At 65.2% G+C, this 18,596-nt stretch carries 25 protein-coding genes; 15 read left to right on the top strand and 10 right to left on the bottom strand.

Features of this window, described 5'->3' with window-relative positions; all coding sequences use genetic code 11:
* Window positions 1–297: 297 nt before the first annotated feature.
* The 3 genes from N1027_RS11775 to N1027_RS11765 all read left to right on the top strand — a co-directional run bounded on the left by N1027_RS11775 (window position 298) and on the right by N1027_RS11765 (window position 2,228).
* On the top strand, window positions 298–681 hold the full coding sequence (locus tag N1027_RS11775) for a cupin domain-containing protein (protein WP_259508107.1): 384 nt from the start codon (window positions 298–300) through the stop codon (window positions 679–681).
* Between the two features lie 219 nt (window positions 682–900).
* Window positions 901–1,764, top strand: a complete 864-nt coding sequence (locus N1027_RS11770) for an MBL fold metallo-hydrolase (RefSeq protein WP_259508105.1) — start codon at window positions 901–903, stop codon at window positions 1,762–1,764.
* Window positions 1,761–2,228: an Rrf2 family transcriptional regulator gene (locus tag N1027_RS11765; protein ID WP_259508104.1), complete on the top strand. Its 468-nt coding sequence runs from the start codon at window positions 1,761–1,763 to the stop codon at window positions 2,226–2,228. The genes N1027_RS11770 and N1027_RS11765 overlap by 4 nt, the downstream gene beginning before the upstream one ends.
* A 75-nt stretch (window positions 2,229–2,303) precedes the next feature.
* Here the strand turns inward: N1027_RS11765 and N1027_RS11760 are convergent, their stop codons facing one another.
* On the bottom strand, window positions 2,304–2,426 hold the full coding sequence (locus tag N1027_RS11760; protein WP_259508102.1) for a hypothetical protein: 123 nt from the start codon (window positions 2,424–2,426) through the stop codon (window positions 2,304–2,306).
* Window positions 2,427–2,546: 120 nt separating this feature from the next.
* On the opposite strand from N1027_RS11760, the gene N1027_RS11755 reads away from it, so the two are divergent.
* Complete coding sequence (locus N1027_RS11755; protein ID WP_259508100.1) at window positions 2,547–2,744, top strand: hypothetical protein; 198 nt, start codon at window positions 2,547–2,549, stop codon at window positions 2,742–2,744.
* Between the two features lie 237 nt (window positions 2,745–2,981).
* On the opposite strand, the gene N1027_RS11750 is transcribed toward N1027_RS11755, so the two are convergent.
* Entirely contained in the window at window positions 2,982–3,935 is a 954-nt protein-coding gene (locus N1027_RS11750) for an AraC family transcriptional regulator (protein ID WP_259508098.1), read from the bottom strand.
* 250 nt (window positions 3,936–4,185) lie between these two features.
* Here N1027_RS11750 and N1027_RS11745 point away from each other — a divergent pair, with 250 nt between their 5' ends.
* Window positions 4,186–4,923 carry an SDR family oxidoreductase gene (locus tag N1027_RS11745; protein ID WP_259508096.1) on the top strand — a complete coding sequence of 246 codons (738 nt, stop codon included), beginning with the start codon at window positions 4,186–4,188 and terminating at the stop codon, window positions 4,921–4,923.
* Between the two features lie 382 nt (window positions 4,924–5,305).
* On the opposite strand, the gene N1027_RS11740 is transcribed toward N1027_RS11745, so the two are convergent.
* The gene (locus tag N1027_RS11740) at window positions 5,306–5,818 is read right to left on the bottom strand and encodes a TetR/AcrR family transcriptional regulator (RefSeq protein WP_259508094.1); all 513 of its coding nucleotides are present in this window, start codon (window positions 5,816–5,818) and stop codon (window positions 5,306–5,308) included.
* A 135-nt stretch (window positions 5,819–5,953) separates the two neighbouring features.
* On the opposite strand from N1027_RS11740, the gene N1027_RS11735 reads away from it, so the two are divergent.
* The gene (locus N1027_RS11735; RefSeq protein WP_259508092.1) at window positions 5,954–6,655 is read left to right on the top strand and encodes an alpha/beta hydrolase; all 702 of its coding nucleotides are present in this window, start codon (window positions 5,954–5,956) and stop codon (window positions 6,653–6,655) included.
* 239 nt (window positions 6,656–6,894) lie between these two features.
* A complete protein-coding gene (locus N1027_RS11730; protein ID WP_259508090.1) occupies window positions 6,895–7,575 on the top strand; it encodes a DUF1345 domain-containing protein in 681 nt (226 codons plus the stop codon).
* Window positions 7,576–7,673: 98 nt separating this feature from the next.
* Here the strand turns inward: N1027_RS11730 and N1027_RS11725 are convergent, their stop codons facing one another.
* Window positions 7,674–8,291, bottom strand: a complete 618-nt coding sequence (locus tag N1027_RS11725) for a hypothetical protein (RefSeq protein ID WP_259508088.1) — start codon at window positions 8,289–8,291, stop codon at window positions 7,674–7,676.
* Window positions 8,292–8,425: 134 nt separating this feature from the next.
* Between N1027_RS11725 and N1027_RS11720 the strand changes: the two genes are divergently transcribed.
* Together N1027_RS11720 and N1027_RS11715 are read left to right on the top strand one after the other, a co-directional pair.
* Window positions 8,426–8,818, top strand: a complete 393-nt coding sequence (locus N1027_RS11720; RefSeq protein ID WP_259508086.1) for a hypothetical protein — start codon at window positions 8,426–8,428, stop codon at window positions 8,816–8,818.
* A 110-nt stretch (window positions 8,819–8,928) separates the two neighbouring features.
* Window positions 8,929–9,702 carry a sensor histidine kinase gene (locus tag N1027_RS11715; RefSeq protein WP_259508084.1) on the top strand — a complete coding sequence of 258 codons (774 nt, stop codon included), beginning with the start codon at window positions 8,929–8,931 and terminating at the stop codon, window positions 9,700–9,702.
* Window positions 9,703–9,740: 38 nt separating this feature from the next.
* Here N1027_RS11715 and N1027_RS11710 read toward each other — a convergent pair whose 3' ends face one another.
* Window positions 9,741–10,067, bottom strand: a complete 327-nt coding sequence (locus N1027_RS11710) for a hypothetical protein (RefSeq protein WP_259508082.1) — start codon at window positions 10,065–10,067, stop codon at window positions 9,741–9,743.
* A gap of 143 nt (window positions 10,068–10,210) precedes the next feature.
* Here N1027_RS11710 and N1027_RS11705 point away from each other — a divergent pair, with 143 nt between their 5' ends.
* Together N1027_RS11705 and N1027_RS11700 are read left to right on the top strand one after the other, a co-directional pair.
* Window positions 10,211–10,804 (top strand): DUF3159 domain-containing protein, encoded by a 594-nt coding sequence (locus tag N1027_RS11705; protein WP_259508080.1) that lies wholly within the window; start codon window positions 10,211–10,213, stop codon window positions 10,802–10,804.
* Window positions 10,805–10,863: 59 nt separating this feature from the next.
* Window positions 10,864–12,054: an alpha/beta hydrolase family protein gene (locus N1027_RS11700; protein ID WP_259508078.1), complete on the top strand. Its 1,191-nt coding sequence runs from the start codon at window positions 10,864–10,866 to the stop codon at window positions 12,052–12,054.
* Between the two features lie 12 nt (window positions 12,055–12,066).
* Here N1027_RS11700 and N1027_RS11695 read toward each other — a convergent pair whose 3' ends face one another.
* The 3 genes from N1027_RS11695 to N1027_RS11685 form a co-directional block, all read right to left on the bottom strand.
* A complete protein-coding gene (locus N1027_RS11695; RefSeq protein ID WP_259508076.1) occupies window positions 12,067–12,849 on the bottom strand; it encodes a hypothetical protein in 783 nt (260 codons plus the stop codon).
* Entirely contained in the window at window positions 12,842–13,405 is a 564-nt protein-coding gene (locus N1027_RS11690) for an RNA polymerase sigma factor (RefSeq protein WP_259508074.1), read from the bottom strand. Before N1027_RS11690 ends, N1027_RS11695 begins: the two co-directional genes overlap by 8 nt.
* 114 nt (window positions 13,406–13,519) lie before the next feature.
* Window positions 13,520–13,921: a hypothetical protein gene (locus tag N1027_RS11685; protein ID WP_259508072.1), complete on the bottom strand. Its 402-nt coding sequence runs from the start codon at window positions 13,919–13,921 to the stop codon at window positions 13,520–13,522.
* 80 nt (window positions 13,922–14,001) lie between these two features.
* On the opposite strand from N1027_RS11685, the gene N1027_RS11680 reads away from it, so the two are divergent.
* The gene (locus N1027_RS11680) at window positions 14,002–14,343 is read left to right on the top strand and encodes a cupin domain-containing protein (RefSeq protein WP_259508070.1); all 342 of its coding nucleotides are present in this window, start codon (window positions 14,002–14,004) and stop codon (window positions 14,341–14,343) included.
* 109 nt (window positions 14,344–14,452) lie between these two features.
* On the opposite strand, the gene N1027_RS11675 is transcribed toward N1027_RS11680, so the two are convergent.
* Window positions 14,453–15,013 carry a TetR/AcrR family transcriptional regulator gene (locus N1027_RS11675; RefSeq protein ID WP_259508068.1) on the bottom strand — a complete coding sequence of 187 codons (561 nt, stop codon included), beginning with the start codon at window positions 15,011–15,013 and terminating at the stop codon, window positions 14,453–14,455.
* A gap of 63 nt (window positions 15,014–15,076) precedes the next feature.
* Here N1027_RS11675 and N1027_RS11670 point away from each other — a divergent pair, with 63 nt between their 5' ends.
* Window positions 15,077–16,048: an SDR family NAD(P)-dependent oxidoreductase gene (locus tag N1027_RS11670; RefSeq protein WP_259508066.1), complete on the top strand. Its 972-nt coding sequence runs from the start codon at window positions 15,077–15,079 to the stop codon at window positions 16,046–16,048.
* A gap of 34 nt (window positions 16,049–16,082) precedes the next feature.
* Here the strand turns inward: N1027_RS11670 and N1027_RS11665 are convergent, their stop codons facing one another.
* Window positions 16,083–17,045 carry a hypothetical protein gene (locus N1027_RS11665; protein WP_259508065.1) on the bottom strand — a complete coding sequence of 321 codons (963 nt, stop codon included), beginning with the start codon at window positions 17,043–17,045 and terminating at the stop codon, window positions 16,083–16,085.
* Between the two features lie 187 nt (window positions 17,046–17,232).
* Between N1027_RS11665 and N1027_RS11660 the strand changes: the two genes are divergently transcribed.
* Together N1027_RS11660 and N1027_RS11655 are read left to right on the top strand one after the other, a co-directional pair.
* Window positions 17,233–17,880, top strand: a complete 648-nt coding sequence (locus tag N1027_RS11660) for a hypothetical protein (RefSeq protein ID WP_259508064.1) — start codon at window positions 17,233–17,235, stop codon at window positions 17,878–17,880.
* Window positions 17,881–18,005: 125 nt separating this feature from the next.
* Window positions 18,006–18,491: a hypothetical protein gene (locus tag N1027_RS11655; protein WP_259508062.1), complete on the top strand. Its 486-nt coding sequence runs from the start codon at window positions 18,006–18,008 to the stop codon at window positions 18,489–18,491.
* The last annotated feature ends 105 nt before the right edge of the window (window positions 18,492–18,596 follow it).

Here is an 18,596-nt window from a genome sequence, read left to right as displayed (position 1 = left end):
TGCGCATCACTGACGGAGTCGGACTGCTTGGGAGCTCCTCGGCAGTAGGAAAAAGCGAGCAACCGGTAAGCGCCACCGCGGCCAGTCCGAGAACAATTCCTACTCGAACGCACTTCACTTCATACCGCCAATCGCTCGTGCGCTGAATTCCCCGATTCACGCATTCCCTTTGCCGCAGACAATCAAGTGCGAACCCGACCCAATCATGACAGGTGTAGAAGAGGCCTTCTGGTCGAATCAGTCGTGGGATGCGCGCGAAGGCCACGCACTCCGGTGCGAGTCGTGAAGACTAGGCGTATGACGCACATGTTCGGAACCGACATTGCCGCGGAGCTCGAGAAGGTGACGGCGCACTGGACGCCTCGGGTGGTGGGGCGCGTGAACGATCAGTACATCAAAGTCGCGAAACTGCTCGGCGAATTCGTGTGGCACGCGCATGACAACGACGACGAGATGTTTCTGGTCGTGGCAGGGCACCTCCGCATCCAGATCGAGGGCGCCGACGACATCCACCTCGAACCGGGCCAGTTCTCCGTGGTGCCGCGCGGCGTGCGCCACAACCCCGTCGCCGAGAACGAAGTGCACATCGTGCTGATCGAAACGGTCACCACTGCGCACACCGGCGACGTCACGGTTGCCCGGTCGGTGCCCATCGACCAGCAGGTGGGCGACTTCAGCTGACCGCATGCGTGGCCTTGCCACTCAGTCCGAGCCTCCTCCACAGGTTCGCGCGGCCCTGAGGGGCCTGCACCTCGACATGCAGCTCGGAGACTTCGACCGCACCTTCGCCGCGGTCGAGGACCTGCTGTAGCGGGTCGGCTCCGCCGCCACCCACGCCAGTTTTGTCTAATGTAATCATTTTGGTTACATTGGGTTTCGCCTACGAAAGGGGTCGATCTGATGTCGAGCGAACTGCACTACGAAGTCACGACTGAGCGCCGTGAAGGCGTCACCCGAGATCTGCCGGAAGGCCACGACGACCTGCGCTGGGTGGCGAACTCCTCCACGCTGATCTGGGGCGAGCGCGACGCCGTCCTGGTCGATACGTTCACCACCATTGAGCAGAACGAACGCCTGATCGAGTGGATCCGCGCACACGACCGAAAGCTCACGGCGGTGTACCTCACGCACGGTCACGGCGACCATGCGTTCGGCATCGGAATGCTGCGCGCAGCGTTCCCGGATGCCCGTATCCTCGCGACGGAGGGAACGATCGCCGCGTTGCGCATCCAGACCGAGCCGGCGTACCTCACCGGCTTCTGGGAAAAGCTGTTCCCGGGCCAGATCCCTCCGGTCGAGTTCCCGGATGCCCTCGACAGCGATCGCTTCGACGTCGAAGGCCACGAGCTGCGCGTGATCGAGACGGGCCACACCGACGCGGAAGGAAGCACCTCCCTGTGGGTGCCCGACCTCGGCTTGATCGTCGGCGGTGACGTGGTCTACAACGCCACGTACGCGTACCTCGCCGAGACGACCCCGGAGACTCGACAGAACTGGATCACCGCGTTGACGCGACTGAAGGAGCTTCACCCGCGCTTCGTGGTCAGCGGACACAAGCAGCCGCAGAACGGCGACTCCCCCGCCGACATCGACGCGACCATCCAGTATCTTCGCGACGTGGACGAGATAGCAGGAACATCGGCAGACGCCCTCGACTTCTATCGGCAGCTGCTCGTCAAGCAGCCGGGGCGAACGAACGTCGGCTCCGCCTGGGCTGGGGCGAAACTCATCAAAGGGGCGCCGGTCGCCGGGCAGAGCGCATGAGCGCGAACTCCCGATTGACGCTCGCCATCCACTCGCTGGAATGGGTCGAACTCCAGGCGAGGATGGGCACCGGCCCAGCGACTTCAGACGGCATCGCCGGCAGTGTGAAGACGAACCCGGTCGTCATCCGCCGGCTGCTGGGCCGCCTCAGAGGGGCCGGCCTCGTCGTCTCGCAACGCGGCGCGAACGCGGGCTGGACACTCGCCCGGCCCGCCGACGAGATCAACCTGGCCGACGTGCGGCGCGCCCTCGATGATGGGCCCTTGTTCGGCCTGCACACCTCGCCGCCGTCGGATAACTGCCCGATCGGCCGCAGCATCCGGCCCACTCTCGGCGAGGTCTACCGCGAAGCAGAGCGCGCGGCCGACGAACAGCTGGCCACCGTCACCATCGCGGCGACGCTGGATGCGACGCTCGCGGCATCCGAATACACCGTGGCAAACACCGCCACCGCCACGCCCTGACCACCTGGCACCCACTGCGGCAGGATTAAGCCCGTCGTGGTCAGAGGGCGCCGGGCACGATTGAACTTCGCGGGGTTAGATCTTCGGTTCCTCGCCGCCGTCGGCGACGCCCGGGATTTCGGCAGCCGCCTTATAGAGAGCCGCGCGAAGGTCGGCCGGAACCGGAGCGGTGAGGAGCACATATGCGATCCAGACCATAACCCTCCACGGTATGGGAGTGGGAGTCTCATTGCTTTTTCGTTAGCGTCAGACATCCAGTGTGCTGCGGCGCTGCTCATTCGGGTTGACCAGAGCCGCAGCGCACAGGGTAGGGGCGGAATGGACTTATCAGAGCAAGAGCGGCTCGAAGCACTGCTGCGAGAAAAGTACGGCGAGAACGTCGTGAGTTTTGTGCACTATCCCGGGCTTCAACAGGTTGCCGTGCGATTCATCGATGGCGTCAAGCGTCTCCACGACCGGGACGGCGAACCCATTGGCCGTGACCTTCCCGCCCGGCTGGCAGCGGAAGTGTCGTAGCTGATGTCATGAGGCCTGCCTTGCTCGCGTGCTGGATCTCGTCCCGGGCCGACGATGATGACGGTGTCGAACTCTAGGCCCCGCGTGTCGGGTGCGGCCACGAGGGTGGTGTCGTTTCCGCAGTTTCCGACGTCGAGGCCTGAGGCGCGACACGGTGCGGTGACGACGCCGATGAGTTCCCGGGGATGTCTTGCGCATCTCCCCGATCAGTTCGAGCGCATCCGCATCGTCGCCCGCCTAAGTCAAACCTCGCTGGCCTGAAGTCAGCGACGCTTCCTGGCGAGCTCGGGTTCGATAGGCCAGTGGCGACTCGCCGAGGTGTCGCTTGAAGGCAGAGCTGAATGCGCTTTCTGAGGAGTACCCGAGGGTGAAGGCTAGTGCGCCGACCCGGGTGTCGCTCCCGCGAAGTTCGCGTTGTGCGAGCAACATGCGCCAGTTGATCAGGTAGGTCAACGGCGGGGTGCCGGCTATGTCGCGGAAGCGTTGTGCGAATGTGGTGCGCGACATGGATGCCGCGCGGGCGAGGTCTTCTAAGCTCCAGCTCTTCGCGGGTTGTTCATGGATAAGCGCCAGTGCGGGGCGTAGCCGTTCGTCGGTGAGAGCTTTCATCCATCCGGCGGGCATGTCGGTGTCTTGGATGAAGCCGCGGATGATGTCGAGAACAAGTAGCTGCCCGTACTGACGGATCGCGAAATCCGCTCCGACCTGGCGCGCGACGATCTCGGAAAATAGCCGCTGCACGTGCCCGCGCAATTGCGGGCCGACAGCGCTGGACGCTCCGACGTGCGCGACGGCCGGCAAGGTGCGGAGAAGGAGTTCTTTACCGGTGGGATTCAGATCGACTCGACCCCCGATCAGGATGTCGACGTCAGCTGCGTCAGCATCAGCTTCGTCGATCATCGAGCCCGCAGACGGCGGCTCGACGACCTGAGGTTCTTCGGGCCCCTCGCCGCCGTCCAATGTCAGCCAGGATCGCCCGTTCAATACCGCGACGTCGCCGGGGGCGAGAACGAGAGGTGCGTCGATTCCATCCGTGGCGAGGGTGACGCTGCCCTGGACGACGGCAATGAATTTGAGGTCATCGTCGATGACGCTGTGAGTGTGCCACCGACCGCGAACCGCGGAACCGCCCGACACAACACTGCGCACTTCGATGAAATCGAGAACCTCGGAGAGTCGATCAGCTGCCATATCGGGACTATAGAGCATGAAAAACGGACTGAACGTGATTCCACATACGGCTCGGGGGCGGCAGGCTGTTTCTACGGTTCGGAGTTGCCGGCCCGCTGAAGGAATACCGTGCACAAAACCCCGAGACCAACGTCATCGGCCCGATCTCGCTGACGCGGGCGCTACTTGCACCGCCCCAACGTGCCAGCACCCCGACGACACACCACTCAACACTCGCCGCGCGCAGCGTGCGGCACGAAAGGACCCCCACATGACTAACCCCATGATCGCCCTCGTCACCGGCGGCAACAAAGGCATCGGCCGAGAGATCGCCGCGCAACTGGCGCAGCTCGGCCACACCGTCATCATCGGTGCGCGCAGCCTTGAACGCGGCGAACAGACAGCTGCAGAGCTCCGCGCCGCCGGTGGTTCAGTCACCTCCGTCGCGCTCGACGTCACCGATGCCGCCTCAGTGGTTGCCGCTGCCGAAAGAGTCACTGCCGAACACGGACGCCTGGATGCGCTCATCAACAATGCCGGGATCAGCCAGCAGCCTGGGGCCGACTTCGCCGGCCAGTTGCCTCGCACTGCGGACGTGGACCACGTCCGCTCCGTATTCGAGACGAACGTGTTCGGCGTCATCACCGTGACAAGCGCGTTCCTGCCACTCCTGCGCCGATCCGACTCGCCTCGCATAGTGAACGTTTCCAGCAGCGCCGGCTCCCTCGCCTCGATCTCGGACTTCGGTAACACCGACCCGATAGCCCTCGGCTACGTCCCGTCTAAGACCGCGCTGACCGCGGTGACCATGATGTACGCCCGAGACCTCGTCTCCGAGCGCATCCTCGTCAACGCCGTGTGCCCCGGCTTCGTTGCCACCGACCTCAACGGCCACCGCGGGCTCTCCACCCCCACCGAGGGAGCCCGCTCCGCAGTGACCATGGCCACTATCCCCGCAGACGGACCCACCGGAACCTTCACCGACGTCAACGGCCCCGTCGCCTGGTAGCACCCAGACCGGTGCTAGCACTTGCATCTCCTTGGGCGGCGAGGTTGCAGACAAGCGCAACGGCGAGCAGCATCGGTGCGATGATCGGCCATCGAGCGCTGTGCTGCCGCTCGAACAGTGCGGGGCGCCACCACCCCAGCAGCGGATTGTTTCCAGCGGGCCAACCGCCGGCCACGACAGCGGCCCGACGTGCAGGATTCATCCCTGCCGCTCACAGCCTGGACGTGATCAACTGGCGGATACGCGAAACGCTATCCGCGGACAGGCGACCACATTCCCTTCCATGCTTTCGCTTCCTGGCGGGCGTACTTCTGCATGAGCGTGGTAGCGATGCCGATTCAGTGCTCGTAAGCCGATCGGATATCGGGGCGCCCGTGACGAGTCATTCATGAGGAGAGGGGCTCACATCCCCTGCGGGACTCAGGGCGTCGAGGAGTTCGTGGAAGGCCCGGTCGGTGCGGGCGGTGTCGGCGGTGGCGTCGAGGTCCATCAGCAGGCCGCGGATCACCGCGAGGACGAGGGTTGCGGACTGGGGTCGCCCGATGCTGCGCAGGCCGGTCTCGAGCGGCTGCAGCCAGTCGGTGGTCGCTATGCGCCGGAATCCAGGCCAGAGCGACTGCTCCGCGTTCTCCCGTAACTGACTGAACATGCGCAGGTACGGGCGCCCCTCGGGACCGGTCATCGCGGACCATGCTCGAGCCAGAGTGGCGGTGTACACCTCGTCGGGGCGGATGCGCAACAACTCGCCGAAGCTGTCGAGCTGGCGTTGTCGCGCCTGCCGCAGGATCGCCCGCAACAACTTGTCCCGGGTGCCGAAATGGTAGAGAAGCATCCGAGCTGACGTTCCGGTGGCACGCACGAGAGGATCGAGCCGGTCGGGAAGCCCGTACTCCAATGCGTAATCCGTGCACCTCTCGAGGAGCTGGTCTGCTATCTCCGGTTGCCGCTGCCTGCCCACAGGGTCATCTTTTCACGTAATAACTGATACATGTACCGTTGGATACGGAAAAGGCCGAACGAAGGAACCCCGATGGAATTGATCTTTGTGCACGGCGCCCTGGTGCGGGACGGGCAGTGGTGGTGGCAGCGGACTGCCGACCTGCTTCACGAGCGCACCGGCATCCGGAGCCGAGCGGTGCTGCTGCCCTCCTGTGGCGAGACCACTCTCGACGAGGTCGCGGGCGGCCTGGTGGCCGATGCGGCGGCGCTTCGCCGCGAGCTCGACGACGTGGACTCCGCGATCGTCGTCGGCCATTCCTATGGAGGCACTGTCATAGCCGAAGCGGGGCATCATCCTGCCGTCTCGCATGTGCTCTACGTGTCGTCGTATCTGCCCGACGTCGGACAGTCGCAGGCCGCGATCATGAGCGGGGAGAGCGACCCGGTGTCCGTCGTGGGCGGGGACGACGGCACCCTGAGCGCGTCCGGCTACGATGCGGACTCGTTCGGGTTCAGATTCCTTCAGGATGCCGACGACGTCGCCCGTAACCAGGCCTGGGAGCGCGTGACCGCTCAAGCTGCGGCAGCTTTTCTGACACCGACCACCGCGGCAGGGTGGCAAGGCGTCGATTCGACCTACATCGTCTGCGCACAGGACCGCAGCACCTCGATCGGGCTGCAACGCTTCCACGCGAACCGGGCGACACGGAGCGTCGAGCTGCCGACAGGTCACCACCCATTCGTCTCCCGTCCCGACCTGGTCGTCGAACAGGTGCAGGCCCTCGCGCAATAAGAGTTGTACACACGCCCGCGCGGATGGCTGGTGAAGGCGCTCGCGCCGTTGCGATACTGGGACGGCACCATCAAATCGTCGAGCGCTGGGATGCTGCGCGAGTGCGCGAGATGGATCGGTCAGCTTCACCCCGGAGGAGTAACCAGATGAGCGCTCGAACGAATTCGCCGCCGGCCACATCCTCGTGGCCGAGTGGCGCTTCGATTGCCGTCGTCTCTCGCCGTAAGGCTTCCTGAAATATGACGCCCTCGACGGAGCCTCGGCCGCAGACACCCCGGAAGGGCGACGAACTGGCGAGCATTGCCGTCGCCGCGGTGATCTCGAGCCTGGCGATCGTCTACATCGTGGTTCCTGTGCTGCCGGTCCTGATCGCGTGGGAGATCGTCGCCATCGTCTACTTCGTGCTCGTACTGACGAAGTTCCGAAACCGCTCCACCCGACGCGCTCCGGCGGGCAGCCGTCCCCTGCCGGCCAACGTGCTGGAGTACCTGTCCTGGATCGTGCCGATCGCCGCCAGCGGAACCGGAGTCGCCGCCGCCGTCACCCTGCTCACCACCGAGGCATCCCCCGGTTCGGGCCAGGGCGGAGCAGTGCTGGTCGGCGTGCTCGGTTCCGTCGGGGTGATCGTCGCCTGGGTGCTGCTGCAGACCGGTTTCGCCGAGATCTACGAGAGCGTGTACGAACGCCTGCCGGAAGCGAGCATGATCAGTTTTCCCGGCATCGACGAAGACCCGACCCTCGGCGACTTCCTGTATCTCGCGTTCACCGTCGGCACCTCGTTCGCCGTGTCGGGAGCGACGATCGCCTCGCGCAAGGTGCGGCGCGTGATTCTGCTCCAGAGCGTGACCAGCTTCTTCTACAACGCGTTCCTCATCGCCGTCGCCATCCAGGTCATCCAAGGCATCATCGCCGGCCGCTGATCCTCGCTCGAGCGGGCCGCTCACGCCCCACCAACCGGACGCAGGTCTTGCGCTTTCACATCGCCGGTAGACGATCGTGCACCGCGCCCCACGGCTGGCTATCGGTCGAAATCGGGTCGCACTTCCGCCACAGATTCAAGCTCCACTTCGAGCCGGGCGTGCAGAGCGCGGCCCTGTTCGGTCCAGCCGTCAGGAATCGGGTCGTCTTCGCTTCGGCTCTGCCATCGCAGGTTCCAGGCGTACAAGTCGGTCGCGAGCGTGGGGGTGAGGCCCAAGTCATCCGCGGTGAGCGTGTACGAAGCGGAAAAGCTCTCCCAGAGCGGCCATTCGACACCCCAATCAGGGAACAGGCGAATGACTCGCCGTCCATCGGGAAGGGTCAGCGGCAGGTTCTTGAGTGCTCTCTTGCTCAGGTAGCGATTCTGCATCTCCGCTCGATTTCGCCATTCTCGCGAACTGCTCGGCGGCGAGTTGTAGTCGGTGCCGACGAGCCAGATGAGGCCACGGCCGCGACGTGGATCATCGACCACCAGTGCGATCGACCACAGCTGGTCGACGCCGACCGTTTGCGCAGCCGATTCGACGTCGCGGAGCTGGCTGTCGATGAAGTCGATCGTTCTGACCGCACTTCCCGGCCCCGTGAAGACGTACAGGCGGTACCGGGGATCGTCGCTCTCCCACGACGAATCTCTTTCATCGACCTCGATGGCACGCATCTGACCAACCTACGGGGCACCCGCGGGCCTTGCACTATCCAGTCGCGTAGGCCAACCGCCGGGCGAGTGGATGGATGAGCTCTGAGGCATCCTGAAATGAGACTCCGCCACTTGGCTGCTGGCAGACTTGCCGCATGACGGCTATTGGGGCGCATGCGGAAGTCCTGGTGAATGCGAATGACCTGCGTCGCGCGACTGTCAGGGACTCGGGCACCCTGTTGCTGTGGATCGGCGCCCTCCTGCCCCTCGCTGGACTGGCGGCAATCATCTTGTCGTGGACTCTTCTGATCCAAGTGCAATGGATTTCCCTAGTCGTGGTCCTAGGCTGCTTCAACATCGTTGCGGGCGCCAACTTCGCCTGGTGGGGAGATCGATTCCGCCATTATGATCCCCTTTTCCCAAGCGGAGTGTGGGGGGCTGTGTTTGCGACGGGATGCTTGGCGATGTCGAGTGTCGTCGCTGTCGCCCTCTTGATCTACGCCAATTACTCGTTGCTCTCCATCGTGATGTGGTTTCAGAACAACTAGCTGCATGCTGTGGGCATCGGCGTCTCCTCGGCGGGCATTCGCAACTCCACACGTCGAATTGAGTCGAATTGCTCTAGCAACGGGTATCCGGAGGCCCGTAGCGTCGGCGCATGGTCAAGGCGCTCACTGCGGAGGACGCGCAAACGGATTCAGGACGACACGAGGATTCCCTCGGCGTCGACCTCCTAGCATGCCTCGCTCACGACTTGCGGCAACCGATCTCCTCAGCGACGGCGGCAATGTATGGCCTCGTGGGTTCGGACTGGTCTACGCAGCCGAACCGCCAAGAGCTCTACACAGTGGCTTTCGAAAGCATGGCCACCATGTCAGCGCTGGTCGACCAGCTTCTGGACCTCTCGAGAATCGAGTTCGGCGCTGTCGGCGCTCGTCTGGCGCCCGTTGCGCTGGCGACGGTGGTTCTCGAAGCCATTGAGGAACTCCGCCTCGGCCCTTCGGATATCTCGTTGGATTTTCCCCCGCACGAGGTTTCCGTGCTCGCCGACGCGGCGCTCCTGAAACGGGTCATCGTCAATACGTTGAGTAACGCGCACAGGTATTCGCCTGCGGGTGGGCGGATCACCGTGCGCTTCTCCGATGAGTCAGGCACCGGCACCCTTTCCGTGATTGACCATGGTCCCGGCATCCCGGCGCAGGATCTGCACCACCTGTTCACGCGATTCTGGCGCTCAGACTCAGCGACGCTACCCGGTTCCGGCCTCGGATCGTACCTCTCCAGACGCTTTGTCGAGATGATGGGCGGAGCCATCGACGCATTCGAAACGCACGGTGGCGGCCTAACAGTGCGAATCGTGCTTGGCAGCGCTTCGCGGCACCCAACCGGGCGTGCGCTCTGCACGGCCCCTTTTGTCCGTCCCACTGATTGACACCAGTTCTTCGGAGAACCATCACCATTACCCTCCGATCAGTCGTCCTTCGTGAACAGCCATGTTGCGACGACTGTCGAGGCGGGCCGGAAGTCGCCCGCCAGACGCACGAACTGCTTCCTGTCGACCCAGCCCGAGTCGCGCGTCTCGACTCGATCATTCGCCTCGACGAACAGTTCATAGCCGCGAGAACCGCGGGTCGCGTGGATCCACTCGATGACCTCGTTCACGGATTCGGCGCCCTCGACCTTCACGGGGTCGTGCATCGCCGAAGAGCCCTCGACCGCCGTCCAGAAGCACACCCAGTAGGTCGGCATCTCGATCTGGCCGTGGCTGAAGAACGATTCGTCCCAGCTGATGTCCATGGCACCCCCTCTCACTCATTCTCCGACCGACCCGACGAGCCGTCGACCAGACGAAGCCCCCGCGGTGATGGGGCCTGTCGTTGTCGCGATCGCACCATCCAATCGACTACTGTCGTTTCTGGTCAATCAATCGGGGGGTTGTAATGGGAATTTTCGTCGGCTTCGTACCGTGGATCGTGTACTGGGTACTGATCGGCAACACCAGCTTTCTGACGGCAGTATCCGTGGCGCTGGTGATCTTCGTCATCATGCTGGTCGTCGACAAGCGCAAGGGAAGGCACCCGAAGGTTCTCGAGATCGGCGGCCTGGTCTTCTTCGCCATCAGCTTCGTGATCGCGCTCTTCACCAACGACAGCGACGTCGAGAAGTGGCTCCAGCCCGCGAGCACCGCCGCGATCCTCGTGATCGCCGTGATCGGCGTGCTCATCGGCCGGCCTTTCGTGCGCGACTACGCCCTCGAAACCGTGTCGCCCGAGATCGCGCAGACCGACTCGTTCCGCCGCGTCACCGTGCAGCTCACCTGGGTGTGGATCGCCGCCTTCGCGGTGATGACTGTGTCGTCGGCCATTCCGCCGATCGTCGACGGCAACGCGACCATCCGCGACGACGCCGACGCGCTCTCGATCATCTGCTACTGGGTCATCCCCTTCGCCGCGCTCGGTCTCGCCGCCGTGGTCTCGAAGACCTACCCGGCGCGGGTGCACGACGAAGCCGTGGCTGCGGCCGCCGCACGCTGAGCATCTAGATTCCGGATGCGCGTGATGCGCCCCACAGAGACAGGAAAGACAGGAATCTGATGGCGAAGACGCCCACCATTTTCTTTCGCGACGACGTTTTCGACGACCAGTTCGCCAGAACATTGGCGGCCGTCTATGCCGGCGCATCCGACCTCGGAGAGGCGTTCTCGGCCGCGCGGGCCATCGGCGCCCACGCGACGCCGGACAAGTGGTACGGCGGCTGGCTGGCTCTCGCTCGCAACGTGGAGGCATCCGCTTCCGCCGCTGCAGCTGATGGCCACTCCGTGACGGCACGCGGCGCCTATCTGCGCGCCGCTGAGTACTACCGGCAGGCGTTCTTCTTCATTCGGCACGACCTCGACGACCCGCGGGCGCAGGATGCTTACGCCGATCACGTGCGCACCTTCGCCGCCGCTGCTCCGAACCTCGGCGTCGCGTTCGGCGAGGCTGTCGAGATCCCCTACGAGGGCACGACGCTGCACGGGTGGTTCTTTAGTCCGGATGACTCCGGCGAGGTGCGCCCGACGGTCATCTCCCCCGACGGATACGACTCGACGGCTGAAGACGGACTTGCTTACGTGATCGGGGCCCTCGAGCGCGGCTACAACGTGCTCACCTTCGATGGCCCCGGCCAAGGGCGCGCGCTCTACCGTGATCGCCTTTTCATGCGGCCCGACTTCGAGGCCGTACTCACCCCCGTCGTCGACTGGCTGCTCACCCGCTCCACCGTCGACGCCTCGAAGCTCGTACTCTTCGGGCGTTCCTTCGCCGGCTACCTCGCACCGCGTGCGGCCGCCTTCGAACACCGCATCGCCGCGCTCGTCTGCGACCCGCCCGACCCGAATCTCGGCTTGCACATCCCCGCCGTCGCGGGAAGTCTCGCCGCACCCACGATCGAACTCGAGATGCGGCTGAGCGCCGAGAAACGCGAGTTCTTCGGAGCCCGGATGGCGACCCACGGCCTCACCGATGTGGCCGAGTACTTCACGACCCTCCGCGAGTTCGACATGACACCGGTCGCGGGCCAGGTCGCCTGCCCTACCCTCCTCGTCGAGTGCGAAGGCGACCCGCTCTCCAGCACCGGCGGCGCGGATGCGCTGGCCGCCGCCATGACCGCGCCCACGACCCGCATCACGCTGACCGCCGAGAGCGGCGCCGGCGGCCACTGCGGAGGCCTCGGCCAGAAGGTCTGGGATGGCGCGGTCTACGACTGGCTCGACGGCGTACTCAAGGGCGAGTCCGCCGCCTGACCCCGGCGGCGTTTACTTGTTCGCAGCCTGGAACGCCATATCGATCAATCTGAAGTCGGCGGCGTAGCAAGCCTCTTCGGCTCCCGAGTCGTGCGCCGCCCCGCTCGTCGTATAGCTGATCAACGGTCCCGGCGCGTCAGCCACGTCGACGGGATAGCCTGCGTCTGCCATGCATTGCTGATAGCGCGCGAACCCCTCACGGTATTCAGCCTCCGTCACGGCGCCATCAGCGAGGGCTGCGGACTGCTCAGCGGATGCTTCCGGCGGCACGGCCGGAGCGGACCAGGACGCCCACAGTACGTAGGCACCCTCGCCCTCCACGCGGACTGTGTGTGGTCCTGCGCCGATCACGGCGCGACCCCCGCCTGATCCCAAGCTGGGACCATCGCAGGCGAAGATGCTCGACACCACGCCGTCGATCGAGGTGGTGTGCGTACCTGCGTCGAGGCACCCGAAGGAGAGGAACAGTTCGGTAGCTCCTTCCGGCGCCGGCCCGACATCGAGAGCCGCCGGGCCGCTCCCGTTTTCGATGATGAACGGTTTCGCGAACAGTTGAGTCGAGCCAGGCACGAGAGTGGAGAGCATTGCGGTTGTCGGCACCTGCCGCGAGACGTTCGGCGCGTCTGCAGTCAGCGCCGCAGCCGAGACCGCCGCGCCCGTGAGGGCACCCGAGAGAGCGAAGACCGCCACGGCGAGCAGCGCCCTGGGGCGTCGACGAGCCAGTGGCGCAGAATCGGCGAGGGCAACGAGCATGCGGCGTTGCGCCTGGTCACGCGTGCTTTCTTCACTAGGCATTGGGCACACCTTTCGATCGGACCCCGCGTGGTCTCGGTTCGGGCATTTCGTCGCGCAGCCGGGCTCGCGCTCGGGACAGTCGTGAGCGAGCTGATGATGACCGCAGTCCGAGCAGGGAGGCGGCCTCCTCAGCGGAGAGCTCCTCGAGCACACACAACGTGATGATCTCCTGGTCTCGGGCCGAGAGCCGCCGCATCGCCGCGAAGACCTGTGCGTCATCGGCGAACTCCGACGGCTCATAAGCGGTGTCGGAGATGGGAAGCTTGCTCAACGCGATCCGATGCCGTCTCTCTGAGCGCGCCATGTTCAGACTCGTGTAGGTGGCGGTCCGTAGCAGCCACGGCAGTATCGACTGGTCGACGAACCGTACCTTCTCGCGTTTGCGCCACGCCTCGAGGAATGTGAGCGAGACGACGTCTTCCGCTTCATTGCGGGAGGGGGCGAGTCCCACGGCGTGACGACGAACCCGGTCACGGTGCCGGTCGAAGATTCGACCGAAAGCGTCACCCTCGCCCGCCAGCACGCGAGCCCAGTCTGCTTCGTCAGAGACGCTCATACTCTGGAATGTCCACGGCGTCGCGATTCGTTGCACCTCGTCACATCTGCCTTGTCCGCTCGACGACCTGATCGCATCCGAGACCGTCTGACTCCCAAACGTCGGGTGTGGCCGCTACCGATTCATGAGATCCGTCTCGGCAATGAGGTCCAGACGCGTAAGCAGGAGATCGGATGCCGCGGCGATGATTCCGAGCGCACTGAGCACGATGAAGACTGCAATGAGGAAGAACAGCACGAGCTGTGCCGGATTCCGCCGACGCATCGCGGTGATGACGAACGCCGCGGCTCCACTGAGGATCGCGACCGTCTGCCCACCCACGGTGGCGAATGCCATACGGATGGCGCTCTCTTCCGTCAGCGCTCCGTAGCTGTTGAACATGGCAGTGAGGGCGAATGGCACGACGATCACCCCGAGCGCCAAGATTGCGACGCGATTCACCCGGAACGATCGGCGCTTGGCAGTTGTGGTCGGCGTTTGCGGACTCAAGACGCTCATGCAACCGACGATACCCACGATGACCCTTTCTTGCACACATGTCGAGCACGCAATGCTGCTGCGCTGATCGAAGCACTTTCCGCTGGCAGGATCGACACATGGCCGAACCAGTAACGAGAGTCACCCTTCTTGAGCAGTCGCTTGCCGAACAGATCACCGCAGCCGTGCAGGTGCGAAGAATCACGATGCAGCCGAACGTGGTGGGCGGCCGTCACCACCACAACGGGCCCGTGTTCGGGGCGATCGAAGCCGGCTCGGCCGTTTTTCAAGTCGATGGAGGTCCGGAGACGCTTCTGCGCGCGGGCGACGTGTTCTACGAGCCGGCAGGGGTGCTGATCGACCGATTCGACGCGACATCCGAGGGCGTCACCTTCTTGGGATATTTCCTGTCCGGTGCCGACGAATCTCCTACTTTGACGCCAGGCCCTCCGACGGCGTGAGCCTTTGCAGCGTTCGCTCGGCTACGCGAGGAGACGGGGCGCACCCAGGCCGAGTTCCTGCGCGAAGCGGTGCATCTGCTGTTCGAATCACAAGCGAATCGGCTTCGCATCAAGCCAGGAGGAGACCCACCGCTACCTCGAGGCGGCGGAGGTACTCCTCCCGGGTCGCGACTTGGTGCTTGATACCGATGGAGGCGCTGATCAGCGTCTTCGCTCTCGCCGCGCCATCAGCCGGGCGGACTTCGGCGATCGCCCCCGCAACGAATTCTTCGAAGCGCGCTGAACCCTCATGCACCGCTGACCCGAGGAGCGACGGGTCGGCGACCACGACGGACACCTCCTCACTCAAGGGCCCGACGTACGATCCTGCCCAGAGGTCGAAGGCAGCGATCAGTCGCTCGGCAAGAGGGCGGTCGTGGGTGCCAAGCTCAGTGCTGATCAGACCGAGGTCTCGATTCAGGGAGTGCGTGACGGCCTCCCGAAAAAGCACGGGCTTCGAATCGAACAGGAAGTACAGGCCCGGCCGGGAGATCTGTGCAGCTGTGGCGATGTCATCCATCGACGTCTTCCGATACCCGAACCGGGCGAAAGTCTCCATCGCGGACTCCAGAACCGCCCGTCGCCGATCAGGGTCTCCTGCAGCCGGTGCGTCGGCCCGTCGTGTGGTCACAAAGGCAGCATACGTCCAAATAGACGCACTATACAAAACTAGTTTATTGCGTATAGTTCCGGTATGACCGCTTCCCCTCTCATCTCCACCCCGTTCACTGCGACCAGCACAGCCGCCGACATCCTCGCCGGCGTCGACCTTCATGGCCTTCGCGCCATCGTCACCGGCGCATCCTCAGGACTCGGCAAAGAGACTGCGCGCGCGCTTGCCGCTTCCGGTGCGGAAGTGACCCTCGCTGTTCGCAACCTCGCCGCGGGCGCCGCCGTTGCCGAGGAGATCGCGGATGCCGGCGCGCGGGTTCGGCCGCGGGTGAGCGAATTGGATCTGTCGGATCAGGCATCCGTCGCACGCTTCGTCGATGGCTGGGAGGGTCCGCTGCATCTGCTCGTGAACAACGCCGGCCTCGTGACCGGAGGTCTCGAACGCACCAGGGAGGGTTGGGAACTGCAGTTCGCGACGAACCATCTCGGCCACTTCGCACTCACCGTCGGCCTGCATGCCGCCCTTGCAACGGGAGCGACAGACCGCAACGGCGCGCGAATCGTGTCGCTCAGCTCGACTGCTCACATGCGCTCCGGCATCGATTTCGACGACCCCCAGTTCGACCACCGCGACTACGACCCGCAGCTCGCATACGCCCAGGCGAAAACCGCGAACTCCCTTCTCGCCGTCGAGGCCACCCGGTTGTGGGCATCCGAGGGCATCGTGGCGAATGCGGTCAACCCCGGCGGCGTTGCGACCGGCCTCCAGCGGAACTTCACCGCCGATCAGAAGGCATCACTGGACGCCGCAGAGGCAGCGGGTGTCTTCACCTACAAGACAGTCCAACAGGGGGCCGCGAGCACGATCGTCGCGGCCACTCGTGCCGAATTCGCGCACACCGGAGGCCACTACATCGATGACTGCCAGGAGGCTTACACCGTTCCCGACGATGCCCGCCTCGCCGACCACCCGCACGGGGTGAAGGCCTGGGCGCTCGACACCGATGCGGCGGAACGGCTGTGGGCGCTGTCAACGAAACTGACGCAGAACTGACGAGGCGGACGACCGCCGATCAAGCTTTTCTATTTCAGTGCGAAGGCCTGACAGAAGCACCCGGTGACCGGGAATCGCCGCCCTGGTCGGCCCAGCGCAGCACCCGCCGCGCCCGCAGCGTGATCCACCGACTCGACTGCCCGGCAACACACCCCATGTCGACGTGTTGGTAGCCCAGCTCGGGGTTGTCGAGCGCCCAGCGGCCAGCCGCATCGCGGCGCTCGCGCAAAAACGCGAGTGCTTCGTCGAGACGCGGATCGGGGGCGTCACCGGTGCTCTGGAAGTAGTCGAGCCCCCGCAGCAGATCGAAATCCGAACGGGAGGGAAAAGCGAACCGCAACCACGACGGGTCGATGATCTCGCCCGTGCGCCGTCGCCGCAGCAGCCGCCGCTCAAGGAGGTAGTCTTCGCCGCGCCGGCGGGCAGCGAGAAGATCAGGGCGCTGCCCGAGCGCCATCTCGGCCGCGAGAAGCCCCTCCAGCACGCAGATGGTGGTGTGGAAGGAAGATCGCCGGCTGAGCGGGGCGTCGCAATTCCAGCCGCCGTCGTCGAGTTGTTCACCGAGGAGTCGCTGGATCAAGGACTCCGAGATCTCACCGAACGTAGCGCCGATCAGCAGAACCCGGCCATTGATGCAGGGTTCCTCCTCGCCTTCGAAGAAGGGCGAGTCCCCGAATTCGGGGCCCCAGGTGACGCCGTCGCGGGTGCGCTCGATCGCGCGCCGCACCGCGGGCGCTGCAGGATCGGGGCCGAGCTCGGCGAGCAGATGCAGCGTGTACAGGTCGAAGCGCCAACGGTCGCCCGGCGTCGTGCCGCCCCATCCGCCGTCGGGTGTCTGCGCGGCCAGCAGTCGGGCGCCCCAGCCTTCTGTCGCAACCCGCGAGCGCTCCGCCGCCACCGCCGCGGTCGGCGCATCCGTCACGTCGCGCAGCACCTGCCAGCGGATGGCCGGGTCGGAATCGAGGAGCCAGTCCATGGCCGAGTCGTCAGGGGTCATCGTCGTTCCTTGGTCGGGGCGCACCGGATGCTCAGGAGCGTAAAGCGCGCATCCCCAGCCCGCAAGGGCCGCGGCCGCGACTGCGCGAGCACGGCAAGCCAGAGGCGTCCCGCGAGACCTTGCACACGGCCGGCGCTGGAACAGTTCGACACGTGTACGGTGATGCTCAGCGTCAGAAGGGGGCAGCATGAGAGCACTGAACGGGGTCGCCGCGGTGATGGTGGCGGCGGCGATCGCTGTGACCGCATCCGGATGCGTGGGCGAAGGTCCCGCTCCGAGCCCGAGCCCCACGGCGAGCGCCAGCCCGACGCCGACCGCGGCCGGCACTCCTATCGCCACAGCCACCCCGACGCCGACGCCCACGCCCGAAGCCGAAGACGCCTACGACCCGGCTGACATGGGCACCTGGGAGATCACTTATTCCGGCATCGGCCCGGTGCTGCTCGATCGCCCGGTCGACGACGTGCTCGCCGAGGTTCCTTCGGGCGAGGAGCCCTGCCGGCCGGGGATCGCCTCGTTCTTCGACAGCGGCGTCGTGGGGGTCGGCGACGGCTCCGACCTTCCGGTCGTCGCCGTGGCCACCACCGGTCCGACCCAGAATGTCGACCCCTCGGCGAGACCGCACACCGACGCGGGCATCACGTCGGGCTCGACTTTCAGTGCGCTTCTCACCGCCTACCCGGCTGCCGAGCCCTTCACCGATTCGCAGGGGCGGCCGGGGTATCGCCTCACCGACGGCTCGAGCTGGATCCACTTCACCAGCGTCGACGGCCAGACGATCAACATCATCGACGTCAGCCGCTCCCCGACCGACCTCAAGGAGTATTGCGGCTGATCGCCGGAACAGGCGGGCGGCGTCGGCGGAACAACCCGGCGATGCCAGGCGCGCAGGCCGCGGTTGGGGATGCAAGTCCCATTCCTGACGGCTAGCCTCGGGGCAAGCACGCAACCGGGGGGAACATGCAGCATTCACCGAGAGCCCTGGCTCTGTCGGCTCTGATCGGCTCGCTCCTGCTCACCGGATGCGCGACCAGCTCCGGCACATCCGAAATCGTCGTCCCCACGGCCGCCGCTTCTCCTGCCGCCGGCGGCTCGTCTCATACGATCCCGCTCACCACCAATCGCCCGAGTGACCCTCCACCTCCCGAGGACTACGACCAAGACTCCAACAACCGGCTGACCGCCCAGGAGGCGTCGCTGGGCCAACTGTGGGCCCTGGCCAACTCGGAGGTGGGCAGCGACGCCCAAAGCTCCGTCGTGGGGCCGACCGCCGGCCTGGTCGACTTCGCTGCTGCGATCACGACCCGGTGCTACCCGCTCCGCACCGCCGACGAAGTCGCCGAACTCGAGCGACTCAAGGCCGCGTACGAATCCGTGATCGGCGATGAGGCGGCATTCGAGCCCGCGCGAGCGTATTTCCTGCGCGCGACCGAGCTGTGCATGTGACGTGGCCCCTCGGGGTGCGGGGGCCGATTACATGACGGCGAGCTATTCCTCTAGGCAGGAACGCAGAGTGGTCAAGGCCGACTCGACTACTCGAGCCCAATTGGA

The organism is Herbiconiux aconitum, assembly GCF_024979235.1.
GTDB lineage: Bacteria > Actinomycetota > Actinomycetes > Actinomycetales > Microbacteriaceae > Herbiconiux > Herbiconiux aconitum.
This window is presented reverse-complemented; position numbering and strand designations above follow the sequence as displayed.